Annotated in this window: 11 protein-coding genes and 1 pseudogene; 5 read left to right on the top strand and 7 right to left on the bottom strand. The window is 64.9% G+C overall.

The genetic code is table 11. The annotated features are described in order from the left end of the window. Positions 1–66 precede the first annotated feature (66 nt). Positions 67–726 carry a DUF2589 domain-containing protein gene (locus POS17_RS03850; RefSeq protein ID WP_047283839.1) on the top strand — a complete coding sequence of 220 codons (660 nt, stop codon included), beginning with the start codon at positions 67–69 and terminating at the stop codon, positions 724–726. Positions 727–806: 80 nt separating this feature from the next. Next, complete coding sequence (locus POS17_RS03845; RefSeq protein ID WP_060837437.1) at positions 807–1,391, top strand: DUF2589 domain-containing protein; 585 nt, start codon at positions 807–809, stop codon at positions 1,389–1,391. Positions 1,392–1,437: 46 nt separating this feature from the next. Here POS17_RS03845 and POS17_RS03840 read toward each other — a convergent pair whose 3' ends face one another. Further along, positions 1,438–2,115 (bottom strand): histidine phosphatase family protein, encoded by a 678-nt coding sequence (locus POS17_RS03840; RefSeq protein ID WP_060837436.1) that lies wholly within the window; start codon positions 2,113–2,115, stop codon positions 1,438–1,440. A gap of 359 nt (positions 2,116–2,474) precedes the next feature. Here POS17_RS03840 and POS17_RS32600 point away from each other — a divergent pair. From POS17_RS32600 to gliR, 3 genes and pseudogenes are all read left to right on the top strand, one after another. Further along, positions 2,475–3,539: pseudogene (locus tag POS17_RS32600) on the top strand (methyl-accepting chemotaxis protein); the annotation flags it as partial. Then, positions 3,534–4,397, top strand: a complete 864-nt coding sequence (locus POS17_RS32595; protein WP_371920251.1) for a methyl-accepting chemotaxis protein — start codon at positions 3,534–3,536, stop codon at positions 4,395–4,397. The pseudogene POS17_RS32600 and the gene POS17_RS32595, both read left to right, overlap by 6 nt. 628 nt (positions 4,398–5,025) lie before the next feature. Then, positions 5,026–6,054, top strand: coding sequence for an AraC family transcriptional regulator GliR (gene gliR / locus POS17_RS03830; RefSeq protein ID WP_060837434.1), 1,029 nt, complete (start codon positions 5,026–5,028; stop codon positions 6,052–6,054). A gap of 6 nt (positions 6,055–6,060) precedes the next feature. Here the strand turns inward: gliR and POS17_RS03825 are convergent, their stop codons facing one another. The 6 genes from POS17_RS03825 to ggt all read right to left on the bottom strand — a co-directional run bounded on the left by POS17_RS03825 (position 6,061) and on the right by ggt (position 13,765). After that, positions 6,061–6,429: a glyoxalase superfamily protein gene (locus tag POS17_RS03825; protein ID WP_060837433.1), complete on the bottom strand. Its 369-nt coding sequence runs from the start codon at positions 6,427–6,429 to the stop codon at positions 6,061–6,063. Positions 6,430–6,545: 116 nt separating this feature from the next. Then, positions 6,546–8,012 carry an N-acyl-D-amino-acid deacylase family protein gene (locus POS17_RS03820; RefSeq protein WP_060837432.1) on the bottom strand — a complete coding sequence of 489 codons (1,467 nt, stop codon included), beginning with the start codon at positions 8,010–8,012 and terminating at the stop codon, positions 6,546–6,548. 1 nt (position 8,013) lies between these two features. After that, a complete protein-coding gene (locus POS17_RS03815) occupies positions 8,014–8,874 on the bottom strand; it encodes a MurR/RpiR family transcriptional regulator (RefSeq protein WP_060837431.1) in 861 nt (286 codons plus the stop codon). After that, positions 8,875–10,224 (bottom strand): GntT/GntP/DsdX family permease, encoded by a 1,350-nt coding sequence (locus tag POS17_RS03810; protein WP_060837430.1) that lies wholly within the window; start codon positions 10,222–10,224, stop codon positions 8,875–8,877. A gap of 215 nt (positions 10,225–10,439) precedes the next feature. After that, positions 10,440–11,885, bottom strand: coding sequence for a SulP family inorganic anion transporter (locus tag POS17_RS03805; RefSeq protein WP_060837429.1), 1,446 nt, complete (start codon positions 11,883–11,885; stop codon positions 10,440–10,442). A gap of 212 nt (positions 11,886–12,097) precedes the next feature. Further along, on the bottom strand, positions 12,098–13,765 hold the full coding sequence (gene ggt, locus POS17_RS03800) for a gamma-glutamyltransferase (protein ID WP_060837428.1): 1,668 nt from the start codon (positions 13,763–13,765) through the stop codon (positions 12,098–12,100). Between the last annotated feature and the right edge of the window lie 750 nt (positions 13,766–14,515).

Raw genomic sequence — 14,515 nt, 5'->3', positions numbered from 1 at the left:
CGGCCGTCACGGCTTTCTTAAGGTGCAGGGGCGCATTTCGCGCAACGAAGAACAAGGAGCTAGACCATGGCAGATATTGATAAGGGCTTGATCGGCGGCGTGATTGCCGCGCTGCCCCTGGACAAGATGATCACCGGCCCACTGATGGCGATGATTCAGGCGCAGGTCGCCGCGAGCAAAGCCTATGCGGACTTCCTCATGGGCGTGTGCATCAAGGACGGCCAGGCGGTATCGGTGCAGTTCGACTACGACGAAACCCTGGTGGATGAACAGGGCGTCTACAAGGGCACGGTGAAGAAGTCGATGCGCATTCCGCTGCTGGCGGCCATCAGTCACCCCAACATCACCATCGAGGAAGGCTCCATCGAGTTCGAGCTGACCATCAGCCAGATGGCCGAGGACACCAGCTCCACCGAAGCCTCCGGCAGCTTCGAGGCGAAGCTGGGCTGGGGCCCGTTCAGTGTGTCGGTCAAGGGTGCGGCAAGCCACAAATCCACCCAGACCCGCAAGACCGACACCCGCGCGCGCTACGCCATCAGCACCAAGATCGTCCGCCAGGACCCACCGGAAGCCCTGATGCGCGTCATCGACTTCCTCACCGACGCCGCCACCAAGCCGGTGCGGCTGCCGAGCACTCAACCAACCGACCCGGACAAGCTGCCAACCGCTAATACGCTGGCAATGCCGGGCGCTGCGGCCGAGAAGAAAACCGGCACCGGCGGTTGATCCACGCGGCACCTTCGACCCAGTAACCCGCCCCGCCTTCACGGCGGGGCTCTCCAGCCACCGAACAAGGAGCGTGATCCATGGCATTCTTTTCCCGCCGCAAGGAGCCCATGTCGGCCAGCGACCTGAGCCACATCACCCGGGGCATGCACCAGGCCGCCGCCGCCACCCACAACCTGATCGCCCAGCAGTACATCAAGCTGTTCGACCAGTTCTTCGATTACAACGTCAACGACCTGGGCACGCCGATGAAGGCCAAGATGGTCGAGGTGGCGCTCAACGAGCAGCACATCATCAATGTGCCGCTGATCGCCCTGGTTTCGCCCAAGGGCCTGGCCCTGCACAAGATGACCGTCGACCTGTCGGTACGCATGCATGGCACCGAACTGCAGAAGGCTAGCCACGACCTGGAGAATGGCGAACTGCAAAGCGAGAAGTTCTTCGTCACCTTCGGCAGCGGCAAGCGCGAGGGCCAGGAACGCGACCCGGACGAAGTGCAGATCAGCATGGAGTTTCGCGACTGCGAGCCGCCGGAAGCGATCCAGCGCCTGATCGAAGAGTTCACCAACCTGATCAGTCCGCAACGGATCGAGGACGGCCCCGCGCCGACGGCGATCGCGCCCGCCGGCAGCCCGCCAGCCGATCCGGACCTGCTGGCCCCCTGAGCCCGGGGCGCGCCCGGCTGACCGCAGCGGTCAGCCCCGAGGCGCCTCAAGGCTTGAGGTTCACCGAACGCCAGTCGCTGGCCTCGATCATGCCAAGCATCTTCGGCGCGCCATTGAGGGTATCGGTGGTGATGAACAGGGAAGCGCCATAGCCCAGGGTCGGGGTCGCCAGCTTCAGTTCCTGTTCCAGTTCATCCATGCATTCACTGTGGGTCACCAGCACAAGATTGCGCCCGGCCACCTTGTGCGCCAGCACGTCGCGCAACAGATTGCCCTTGCAGTCGTACAGCCAGCCATCGCCACTGCTGACCTTGCTGAACATGTAGCCCGCAGTCTGCGCGGTACGGGTCATGGGGCTGTTGTAGAGGTCGGTGCGTTCCAGGCCCAACTGCTCGAATCGCGCGCCGATGGCTACCGCCACCTCCCGGGCACGATCGGTAATGCCATCGGCGGGCCCCAGGCAGGGCGCGCTGGAACGGTCGCAGCGCTCCACATGCCGCACCAGGACAATGGTGTCGCCCTTGGCCCAACTGCTGGTCACCGCCTTGATCCCGGCCACATTGCCGTGAGCCAGGTCGGGCACCGCCGTCGGCTGCAACAGCAGCAGGCCAAGGGGAATCAGCAAAAAGGCCGCCAGCAGCAACCCCAGGCGGTTCTTGTAACGCGTCAGGCCGCCCATCGCGAATGAGCGTTTGACCGGCGGCAAAGCGAGTCTTGTGGCCACTGTCCAACCGCCCCTCTGAGAATGATCCGATGTGTTGAGCGACGCGCCATCAGGCTAGCGCCTGCTGATGACAAACGAGCGCCGCCGAATGCCGGCGGCATCGACTCGTCGGACTCTAGGGCGGCAAGCGTGGGGCGCGGGTGAAATGAATGTGAAAAAAAGCTCAACGGACCGACGGTGATCCCGCAAAATGACCGTCCATCGCATCAAACATTGTCCTGGGACAATACCGACGAAATCGTTTCAGCTATGGAACGTCCCGCCGATACACCCCCTACAAAACACCTTGCTGGTCACCAACAACAACAATCTTCCAGCCAACTCAAGATCAAGAAGAGCTACGTTCCTGGAGGAATTCAATGAGTAGTTGGTTTGCCAACATCAGCGTCAACCTTAAGCTGGGCCTGGGTTTCGGCCTCGTCCTGGCCCTGACCACCGTCCTTGCACTGACCGGCTGGACCAGCCTGGGCAACCTGATCGACCGCAGCAACTGGATGAGCGACATCACCCAGCTCAACAGCGGCCTGACCAAACTGCGGGTCACCCGCCTGCAGTACATGCTGGCCAACGGCGACGAAACCGCCGCCCAGGGCGTGCAGAGCACCCTGGACGATTTCAGCGCGCAGCAGAAAAAGCTCCTGGCCTCGTTCCAGAGCCCGGACAACATCAAGCTCCTGCAAGGCCTGGGCACGACCATCAGCGCCTACCAGGACTCGCTGAACAAGATGCGCAATGCCTACCGCACCGGCGACGCCGCGCGCCAGGCGATGAACCAGAACGCCGAGCGCGCCAACGACCTGATCAACGCCATCAACGCCCGGGTCAAGCAGATGCCCCTGAGCGACGAGCGCTTCGAGCAGTTCCAGGCCATCACCCAGGCCAAGGACGCCTTCCAGCTGGCCCGCTATGAAGTGCGCGGCTACGTCACCACCACCAGCAACCCGGACACCGAACGGAAAGCCTTCAACGAGCTCAACGCGTCGATTGCCGAAATGGGTCAGCTCAAGAGCCATTTCAGCAGCACCCAAGGTGATGCCCTGCAACAGCTGGATACGGCCCTGAATGGCTACCGCGACTCGCTGCAGGCATTCAAGCTGGCCTACGCCGACGCCGTGCAGGCGCGCAAGGAAATGACCGACCAGGGCGCCGACATCGTCAGCCGCAGCGACGCCCTGTACCAGATCCAGCTGGACCGTCGCGATATCGAAAGCGCCCAGGCCCGCAGCCTGCAGTTGATCAGCACCCTGCTGGCGCTGCTGGTGGGCGTACTGGCCGCCGTGATCATCACCCGGCAGATCACCCGCCCGCTGCAGGAAACCCTGGCCGTGGTCGAGCGCATCGCTTCCGGCGATCTCACCGAAAACCTGCGGGTCACCCGTCGCGATGAACTGGGCGTGCTGCAACAGGGCATCGCCCGCATGGGCGTGACCCTGCGCGAGCTGATCGGCGGCATCCGCGACGGCGTGACCCAGATCGCCAGCGCCGCCGAAGAACTGTCGGCCGTGACCGAGGAAACCAGCGCTGGGGTCAACAGCCAGAAAGTCGAGACCGACCAAGTGGCCACCGCCATGCACGAGATGACCGCCACCGTGCAGGAAGTCGCACGCAACGCCGAAGAGGCCTCCCAGGCCGCGGCCGCCGCCGACGGCGAAGCCCGCCAGGGTGACAAGGTGGTGGCCCAGGCTATCGAACAGATCGAGCGCCTGGCCAGCGAAGTGGTGCGCTCCACCGACGCCATGACCGTGCTGCAACAGGAAAGCGACAAGATCGGCAGCGTCATGGACGTGATCAAGGCCGTGGCCGAACAGACCAACCTGCTGGCGCTGAACGCCGCCATCGAAGCGGCCCGGGCCGGTGAAGCCGGGCGTGGTTTTGCCGTGGTCGCCGACGAAGTGCGGGCCCTGGCCCAGCGCACCCAGAAGTCCACCGAAGAGATCGAGGAACTGGTGGCCGGCCTGCAGAACGGCACCCAGCAAGTGGCCACGGTGATGAACAACAGCCGCAGCCTGACCGACAGCAGCGTCGAGCTGACCCGCAAGGCCGGTGCCTCGCTGGAAAGCATCACCCGCACCGTGTCCAACATCCAATCGATGAACCAGCAGATCGCCGCGGCCGCCGAGCAGCAGAGCGCCGTGGCCGAAGAGATCAGCCGCAGTATCATCAACGTGCGCGACGTGTCCGAACAGACCGCCGCCGCCAGCGATGAAACCGCGGCCTCCAGTGTTGAACTGGCGCGCCTGGGCGGCCAGTTGCAGATGATGGTCAGCCACTTCCGCGTTTGATTTGCGCCCCGTCGCCGCCCCCCTTGAACCAGGGTGGCGGCCACACGCGGGTTGGTAGACCGGTACTCCAGACAACCGGCGCACGCAAGGTGCCCCGCGCATGGACGCCCTACCTCTGTAGCCGCTGCCGCAGGCTCAGCGGCTGCTTTTTATGAAAGCCGCCAGCATCACTTGCAGATGATGGGGGCGGCGACGTGCGAGCCTGCAAGACCGGGAAGAAGCAAACCCGGTAGACCCGAAGATCTCCCGCACGCCGCCACCATAAATCGAACTGAACAATCAGTAATCCTGAGTGGACGCAGACTAGCCCCGGACAAATGGAAGGTTCAAGCCACTCGGACGGCTGAAATGTAGCGGGAGAATTCTCGCGAAATCGCCCTACAAACCAAAACGAAAATCCGCCATCAGCGCTGGAAGTAATCCCGATGTAGCCGCTGCCGCAGGCTGCGACAAGGCCCGCAGGGCCTTCCTGGGCCCTCAAGAGCGGCGTCCCCTTCGGGGCCGGTCGCAGCCTGCGGCAGCGGCTACAAGAAGCGGGGCGCCGGCCATTTACAGCACTTGGGGTTTGCCCTTACCTTTCCCGGTCTTCGTCCTGCTGTCCTAGGGATTAGTCACCAGGAACCCGTACATGCCCAGCCTCGGTTTTACTTCGGTCCCGCCCCTGCTGAAATACCTGCTCTATGCCGAGCAACTGGGTATTGCCACCGAGCCGGCGCTGGCGGCGGCCGGGCTGCAAGCCGCGCAGTTGAACGACACCAGCCTGCGCCTGCCCATGGAGGTGCATGAACGGCTGCTGGATTATTTCTGCCAGCACTCGGGCGATCCGCTGTTCGGGCTCAATTCGGCGCGCTTCGTCAAACCCAGCTCCTGGAACGTGCTGGGCTACATCACCATGAACTGCGCGACCCTGGGCGAAGCCATGGGCCGCATCATGCCGTTCGAAAAACTGGTGGGGGACATGGGCACCAGTCGCGCCGAGGCGGCAGGCGATCAGGTGCGGCTGATCTGGAATTGCCGCCATCAGCGCCCGGACATTCGCCGGCACCTGGTGGAAAACGTCCTGGCCTCCTGGCTGTTGTACGCGCGCTGGATCGCCGACTCGCAGTTGTCGCCCAGCGCGGTGTGGTTCGAGCACGCCCTGCCGGACCAGGCCGAGACGGCGCAGTACGAGGCGTTGTTCGGCTGCCCGGTGCTGTTCCAGCAACCCTGCTCGGCGCTGGTGGCGCCACTGGACTACCTGCAGTTGCCCCTGCGCCAGGCCGACGCACGCCTGCTCAAGACCCTGGAAGAACATGCCCAGGCGATGATGGCGTCCCTGGGCGATGCGCCCCTGGCGTTGCAGGTGCAGAACCTGTTGCGCCAGTTGCTCAAGGACGGTCTGCCGCGCAAGGAGCAGGTGGCGGAGCAGTTGCAGATGTCGGAACGCACCCTGCAGCGCCAGCTGCAACAGGCCGGCACCTCCTACCAGCAGATTCTCGATGACTTGCGCCAGGAGTTGGCCGAGCACCACTTGCGCCACAGCGCCCTGTCGATCCAGGACATCGCCGATTGCCTGGGCTACAGCGAATCCCGTTCCTTTCACCGCAGCTTCAAGAACCGCACCGGGCTGACCCCGGGGCAATTCCGTCAGGCCACGCTGAGCACCGGCAAGGCCTGAGCCCCCTCAGACGCAAATGGCGTTGGTGAACACCAGTCGATTGCCGAATGGATCGCTGACGGTCATGTCCTGGCTGCCCCAGGGCATGGCCTGGATCTGCGGATGGGAGAAACGGTAGTTCTTGGCCAGCAATTGCTGCTGGAAGGCTTCCAGCTCGTCGGTCTCGATCCGCAGCGCCGCACCCGGGGTGCTATCGCCGTGATGCTCGGACAGATGCAGCACGCATTCGCCCCGGGACACCTGCATGTACAGCGGAAAGTCATCCTCGAAACGATGCTGCCAATCCAGGTTGAACCCCAGGAAGTCGAGGTAAAACTCCCGGGCCTTGGCTTCATCGAAGATCCGCAGGATGGGGGTGGTTTTGCCAAAGCTCATTGCACGACTCCCTGACCGAAATAAGCCGCCTGTACCGACGGCGGTTCCCAGCACTTCGGCGCCACTCAGGGATTCTTTAATAGCACCGCGCCATCACTGTGACGAAGATCAAAGAATCAGCCCGCGGTACGAAAGCCCCGGCACAAATCCCCCTCCCGCGGCAGGAAGCGCCCGGCGCGCTGAGCGTTGGCCCGGCCCTGGGCATAACTGCACACCCCGTTGACCCAAACCCCGTCGATCCCTTGCGCCGCTTGCTGCGGGTGCTTGAAGTCGGCCACGTCGCGCACCCGCGCCGGGTCGAACAGCACCAGATCCGCCCAGTGCCCTTCGCGGATCTCGCCGCGCTGCTGCAGGCCGAAGCGCGCGGCGGAAAGCCCGGTCATCTTGTGCACCGCGGTGTGCAGCGGGAACAGGCCCAGATCGCGACTGAAGTGCCCGAGCACCCGGGGAAAGGCGCCCCACAGGCGCGGATGGGGGAAGGGATCGTCCGGCAGGCCATCGGAGCCGATCATCGACAGCGGATGGGCGAGGATGCGCCGCACATCGCTTTCATCCATGCCGTAGTACACCGCCCCCGCCGGTTGCAGGCGCTCGGCGGCGGCCAGCAGGCTGACGCCCCACTCGTCGGCAATCTCGTTCAGATCACGACCGCCCTGTTCGGGGTGCGGCGTGGACCAGGTGATGGTGATGCGGTACGCATCGGTGACCTGCTTGAGATCCAGGGTCGAAGAGCTGGCGGCGTAGGGATAACAATCGCAGCCCACCGGATGATCCTGGGCCGCCCGCTCCAGGGCCGCCAGCAGTTGCGGGCTGCGTCCCCAGTTGCCGGCCCCGGCGCATTTGAGGTGGGAGACGATCACCGGCGCCCGGGCCGCGCGACCAATGAGGAAGGCCTCGTCCATGGCCTCCAGCACCGGCTCGAACTCACTGCGCAGGTGGGTGGTGTACACCGCGCCGAATGCCGTCAGTTCCTGGGCCAGTTGCAGCACTTCATCGGTGTCGGCGCTAAACGCGCTGGCGTAGGCCAGCCCGCTGGACAGGCCCAGGGCCCCCTGCTCAAGGCTCTCGCGCAACTGCCCGCGCATGGCCGCGATCTGATCGGCGCTGGCGCTGCGGTACAGGTCCGGCAGGTGGTTGCTGCGCAGCGCCGTGTGCCCCACCAGGGCCGCGACATTCACCGCTGGCTGCGCCTGGTCCACCGCCGCGCGGTAGTCGCAAAACCGCGGGTAGACAAACATGCCGCGCTCGCCCAGCAGGTTCATCGGGTCCGGCGGGTCGCCCTTGAGGCTCACCGGCGCGGCGCTGATCCCGCAGTTGCCGACAATCACCGTGGTCACGCCCTGACTGAGCTTGGGCAACATCTGCGGCTGGCGGATCACCACCGTGTCGTCGTGGGTGTGCACGTCGATGAAACCCGGGGCCAGCACACGCCCGGCGGCATCGATATCGACCTCGGCCGTGGCCGTGGACAGATCGCCAATACAGGCGATGCGGCCGTCGCCGATCGCCAGGTCGGCGGGGTAACCCGGGCGGTCGCTGCCGTCGATGATCAGGGCGTTGCGGATCAGCGTGTCGTAGCGCATGTCAGTCTCCCAGGGGCAGGCAGTCTTCGCCGCCACGGTAATGGTCCAGGGCCAGCTTGATCCGCCGCAGGCGCTCCTGGTTGTCGTCCGGCTGGGCCAGGGCCAGCTCGGTGGCCAGCACGTCGATGGCCAGGAGCATGCCGTAGCGGGCGGCGGTGGGCTTGTAGATGAACGGGGTTTCGGCGCTGTGCAGGGGCAGCAGCACATCCGCCAGTTGCGCCAGGGGCGAGTCGGGCAAGGTGATGGCCAGGATCCCCGCGCCGTAGGTGCGCGCCAGGGTCACCGCCTCCAGCAGCTCGGGGGTGATGCCGGTCAGGGAACAGGCGATCACCGCGTTTTGCGGCCCCAGGGCGGCGGCGGTGACCCGCATCATCACCGGGTCGTGACAGGCGGCGATGGGGTAGCCCAGGCGCACCAGGCGCACCTGCAGTTCATCGCTGCACAGGGTCGAACAGCCGCCGCTGCCGAAGGCGTGAATCATCCGCGCGCGCCCCAGCAAGCGCACCGCGTCGGCGAACTGCGCCTGGGTGAAACCGGCCAGGTGCCGATGCAGCACAGACTCGATGTCGCCGACGATCTGCCGGTAGAAACCGGACTGCTCGGGCGTACTGCCCGGGTCGAGAAAGCGGCTGCCGACGCCGCTGGCCTGGGCCAGTTGCAGGCGCAGTTGACGCAGGTCGCGGCACCCGACGCTGCGGGCAAACCGCGACAGGGTGGCGGCGCTGACTTCGGCGCGTCGGGCCAGTTCGTCGAGGCTGGCGGAGGCGCCAAAGCCGACGTCGTCCAGCAGCAGACGGGCGATCCGCTGCTCCCCGGCGCTGAAGTCGTTCAGCCCCGAACGGATCTTGTAAAGAATGTCCATCTACAGCAGCTCCGCGAGACCCAGGGTCAGGCCGAAGGCGATCAGCGAGATCAGCGTCTCCAGCACGGTCCAGGTCTTGAAGGTTTGAGTGACGGTCATATTGAAGTATTCCTTCACCAGCCAGAAGCCACCGTCGTTGACGTGGGACAGAATCACCGAGCCGGCGCCGGTGGCGATCACCAGCAGTTCCGGGTGCGGGTAGCCCAGGCCGACGGCCACCGGCGCCACCACCCCCGAGGCGGTGGTCAGGGCCACGGTGGCGGAGCCGGTAGCGACCCGCATCAGCACCGCGAACAGCCAGCCCATCCACAGCGGCGACAGCTGGAACTCATGGGCCAGGCCGACGATCTGCTCGGTGACCCCGGAGTCGATCAGAATCCGGTTCAGGCCGCCCCCGGCCCCCACCAGCAGGGTGATGCTGGCCGTGGGCGCCAGGCACTCGTTGGTGAACTTGAGGATCGATTCACGGTTGATGCCCTGGGCCAGCCCCAGGGTCCAGAAACTCACCAGGGTCGCCACCAGCAGAGCGATCACCGAGTTGCCGATAAACAGCAGGAACTGATTGAGCCCGGTGCCGGGCTCGGCCAGCAGGTTGGCCCAGCCGCCGATCAGCATCAGCACCACCGGCAGCAGGATGGTGAACATGGTCAGGCCAAAGCTGGGCAGGCGCGCCCGGGGTTCGCGAGCAATGAACTGACGCTCCAGGGGGTTCTCGGCCGGCAGATGGATGTGCGGCACGATGAACCGGGCATACACCGGACCGGCGATGATCGCCGTGGGCACGCCGATCAGGATCGCGTACAGCAGGGTCTGCCCCACCGACGCCTGATAGGCCTGCACCGCCAGCATCGCCCCCGGGTGCGGCGGCACCAGGGCGTGGACCACCGACAGCCCGGCGACCATGGGCAGGCCCACCATCAGCAGCGACACCCCCACCCGCCGTGCCACGGTGAAGGCAATGGGGATGAGCAGTACAAAACCCACTTCGAAAAACAGCGGCAGCCCCACCAGAAAGGCGATACAGACCATGGCCCAATGGGCGTTGCGCTCGCCGAAGCGGTCGATCAAGGTCCGCGCCACTTGTTCGGCGCCGCCGGATTCGGCCATCAGCTTGCCGAGCATGGTGCCCAGGGCCACCACCAGGGCGATATGGCCCAGGGTCTTGCCGACCCCGGCTTCATAGGCACCCACCACGCCGGACGGCGGCATGCCGGCCATCAGCGCCAGGCCGACGGACACCAGGGTGATGACGATAAAGGGATTGAGCCGGTAGCGGGCGATCAACACGATCAACGCAATGATGGCGACTGCGGCGTAGCCCAGCAGCCAAAAACCCGATGCAGGAGCCATGGGACCCTCCTTGAAGACAGCGTCACTTCGAATGGTTGTGAAACGCTTTAATCACTTAAGGAGGAGGGTTTCAAACCCAGTGAAACTAATTTTCGTAAAGAGGCAGGCCTTGTCGCGAACAGCTAAGTAAAACGCCGCTCGATGAAAATCGGCAGTGGATATTTTCACTCCACGGCCCTGACAAACCGCCGAGCGGAACGACTCGCCCGAGGGCTTCAGTCGGGCTGCACCCGAGCCCGTTTCAGCAACTGCCTGCAACGTTCGGACAGGTGCAGCACCTGCAGGTGCTTGCCGGCCTTGGCATAACGCTCGCGCAGGGTTTTCAGGGCGGCGATGGCCGAGTAATCCACGAAGCTCAGGTGGCGACAGTCGATGGTGACGTGCTGCGGATCGCCCGCCGGGTCGAACTGGTTGAGAAACGGCGTGGTGGAGGCGAAGAACAAAGTGCCGTGCAACTGATAGCGCTTGCTGCCGTCGGCCTCCAGGTGAGCGTCGGCATACAGTTCCCGGGCCTGCTGCCAGGCGAAGTTGAGGGCGGCGATGACAATGCCGCAGAACACCGCCATGGCCAGGTCGGTGAACACCGTGATCACGCTCACCGCCAAGATCACCAGCACATCGTTCAGCGGCACCTTGCGGATCACCCGCAACGAGGCCCAGGCAAAGGTCTGCTGTGACACCACGAACATCACCCCCACCAGCGCCGCCAGGGGAATGCCTTCGATCAGCGGCGCCGCAAACAGCACGAACAGCAGGATCAGGCCACCGGCCACCACCCCGGACAAGCGCCCGCGGCCGCCGGAACTGAGGTTGATCACGGTCTGCCCGATCATCGCGCAGCCACCCATGCCGCCGAACATCCCCGAGACCATGTTGGCCGCCCCCAGGGCCACGCATTCACGGTCCGGATGGCCACGGCTCTCGGTGATTTCATCGGTGAGGTTGAGGGTCAGCAGGGTTTCCAGCAGGCCGACCATGGCCATCAGCAGCGCGTAGGGCGCGACGATCGACAGCGTCTCCAGGTTCCACGGCACCTGGGGCACGGCCAGGCCCGGCAGGCTGCCGGCGATGTGCGCCATGTCGCCCAGGGTGCGGGTCGGCAGGTCCAGCAGATACACCAGCAAACCGACGCCGAGGATCGCCACCAGGGCCGGCGGCACGGCGCGGGTCAGGCGCGGCAGCAGATAGACGATGGCCATGGTCAGCGCCACCAGGCCGCCCATCAGGTACAGCGGCCGGCCGCTGAGCCAGTGTTCGCCGCTCTTGAAATGCTCCAGCTGGGCCAGGGCAATCACGATCGCCAGGCCGTTGACGAAGCCCAGCATCACCGGGTACGGCACCATGCGCACCAGCTTGCCCAGGCGCAGCAGGCCGAAGGCGACCATCACCAACCCGCCCAGCAACACCGTGGCCAGCAGGTACTGCACCCCGTGCTGCACCACCAGGGCGACGATCACCACCGCCATGGAACCGGCAGCACCGGAGATCATCCCGGGGCGACCGCCGAACAGCGCGGTCAGGGTGCAGATGAAGAAGGCGCCGTACAGGCCCATCAACGGGTTGAGGTGAGCCACCAGGGCGAAGGCGATGCATTCGGGGAGCAAGGCAAAGGACGTGGTGAGTCCGGCCAGGACATCGGCGCGCAGACGTTTTGCTTTCATGGTTGACCTGATCGACGGACCGGCGGACGCGGTCCTGGGGGAGAGCGGAAAAAGGCGCGCAATGGTACGGAATTGAAGCGCCGCCGAACAGCCGCTCGTCGGCGCGTGAACAACAAAGGTAGGAGCTGGCTTGCCAGCGAAGCGGCGCTCGATCGGGCGCCAGGCTGACGGGCCCGTTCGCCGGCAAGCCGGCTCCTACAGAGGTTCAGCGGTTATTTGACGACCTTGCCGACGCCGCGACCACGGGGGTCGGAAGCGGTTTCAAGCGCGGTGCCGTTGACCCGGATCGCCTGGATGTCGCCCATCTCCCAGCCCTGGTCTTCCAGGGTGTAGCCCATGGCTTTGAGCTCGTCGGCGACCTTGCCGGTGAGCGGCGCGTAGGCGTCGTAGTAGATCGTGTCCTTGGGCAGCAACTGGTGATGCACGCGCTGCGCGGCCACGGCCTTCTCCAGGGGCAGGTGGTAGTCGTAGAGGTTGTTCAGCACCTGGAAGATCGAGGTGAAGATCCGCGAACCACCGGGGGTGCCCAGCACCAGGGTGACCTTGCCGTCACGGGTCACCAGGCTCGGGCTCATGGACGACAGCATGCGCTTGCCGGGAGCAATGGCGTTGGCGTCACCGCCGACCACGCCAAAGGCGTTGGCGACGCCGGGCTTGGCGCTGAAGTCGTCCATTTCGTCGTTGAGCAAAAAGCCCGCGCCCTTGACCACCACGCCGCTGCCGTAATCCCAGTTCAGGGTGTAGGTGTTGCTCACCGCGTTGCCCTGGGCATCGACGATGGAGAAGTGGGTGGTCTGGTGCCGCTCAAGCCCGGGACGCACCTTCTCGGTGGCCGAGATGGCATTCGGGTTGACTTCGGCGGCGCGTTTTTTCAGGTACGCCGGGTCGGTCAGCTGCTTGACCGGCACCTCGGAAAACGCCGGGTCGCCCAGGTAGTCGGCGCGGTCGGCGAATACGCGTTTCTCGATTTCCGCCAGCAGGTGGATGTACTTGGCCGAGTTCAGCTCGACGCCCTTGAAGTCCGCGGCGCGCTCTTCCTTGAGGCTGATCAGCTGCGCCAGGGCGACCCCGCCGGAGCTGGGCGGCGGCGCGGTGTACAGGGTGTTGCCCCGGAAGGTCACCTGCAGCGGCTGGCGCCACTGGACCTTGTAGTCCTGCAGGTCCTGCTTGGTGATCAGGCCCTTGTCGGCCTGCATCTGGGCCACCAGCAAGTCGGCGGTCTTGCCGCTGTAGAACTCCTTGGCGCCCTGGTCGGCGATGCGCTCCAGGGTCGCGGCCAGCTCCGGCTGACGGAAGGTTTCACCGGGTTTCATGCTGCCGAAGTAGTCGCCGAAGTTGGTGCTGCCGTTGAACAGCTTCAGCGCATCTTCGCGGTACTGGTACTGCTTGTCCGCCACCTTGAAACCGTTTTTCGCGTAGCCCACGGCCGGGGTGATCAGCTCGCTCCACGGCAACTTGCCGAACTTCTGGTGGGCTTCCCACAGGCCCATCACGGTGCCCGGCACCCCGGCGGCGCGGGCGCCCACCAGGCTCAGGTTCTCGATCACCTCGCCCTTTTCATTCAGGTACATGTCCCGGGTCGCGGCCTTGGGCGCGGTTTCCCGGTAGTCGAGGAAGTAGGGCTTGCCGTCGATGTACATCGTCATGAACCCGCCGCCGCCGATATTGCCGGCCTCGGGATAGGTCACCGCCAGGGTGAACGCGGTGGCCACCGCCGCATCCACCGCGTTGCCGCCCTTCTTCAGGATCTGTGCCGCGACATCGGCGCCGTACTGGTTGGGCGCCGCTACCGCGCCACCTTCCAGGGTCACGGCAAAGGCCGAACCGCTGGCGGCGATGGCGGCCGTCAGGGCCAGGGACTTGAACAACAGAATGCGCATAAAGTCCTTCCTTTTCTTGTTTTTGAACGGCAAGAACCTTAGGCCCGAGACGGGGGGTTGAGCAATCGCCAATCGTGGCACGAACGTCCCAAGCCTCAGCCATGGATCACCGTAGGAGCTGGCTTGCCAGCGAAGGCGATCTCGGGACTGGCGCCAAATCCGCTGGCCCCTTCGCCGGCAAGCCGGCTCCTACAAGGGATCGATTGCCGGACAGACCCGATACACACAGCCACCGTAGGAGCTGGCTTGCCAGCGAAAGCGATTTCAAGACTCGCGCAAAACCTGGGGGCCTCTTCGCCGGCAAGCCGGCTCCTACAAGGGATCGATTGCCGGATAGACACGATGCACACAGCCACCGTAGGAGCTGGCTTGCCAGCGAAAGCGATCTCGGGACTGGCGCCAATCCGGTGGCCCCTTCGCCGGCAAGCCGGCTCCTACAAGGGATCGATTGCCGGACAGACCCGATACACACAGCCACCGTAGGAGCTGGCTTGCCAGCGAAAGCGATTTCAAGACGTGCGCAAAACCTGGGGGGCCCTTCGCCGGCAAGCCGGCTCCTACAAAGGATCGATTGCCGGATAGACACGATGCACACAGCCACCGTAGGAGCGGGCTTGCCAGCGAAGGCGATTTCAAGACTTGCGCAAAACCTGGGGGCCCCTTCGCCGGCAAGCCGGCTCCTACAAGGGATCGATTGCCGGATAGACCCGATGCACACAGCCACCGTAGGAGCTGGCTTGCCAGCGAAAG

Origin of the sequence: Pseudomonas sp. Os17, assembly GCF_001547895.1 — a bacterium.
Classification (GTDB): domain Bacteria; phylum Pseudomonadota; class Gammaproteobacteria; order Pseudomonadales; family Pseudomonadaceae; genus Aquipseudomonas.
Note: the sequence above shows the minus strand (reverse complement) of the source record. Positions and strands in the feature narration are given on the sequence as shown.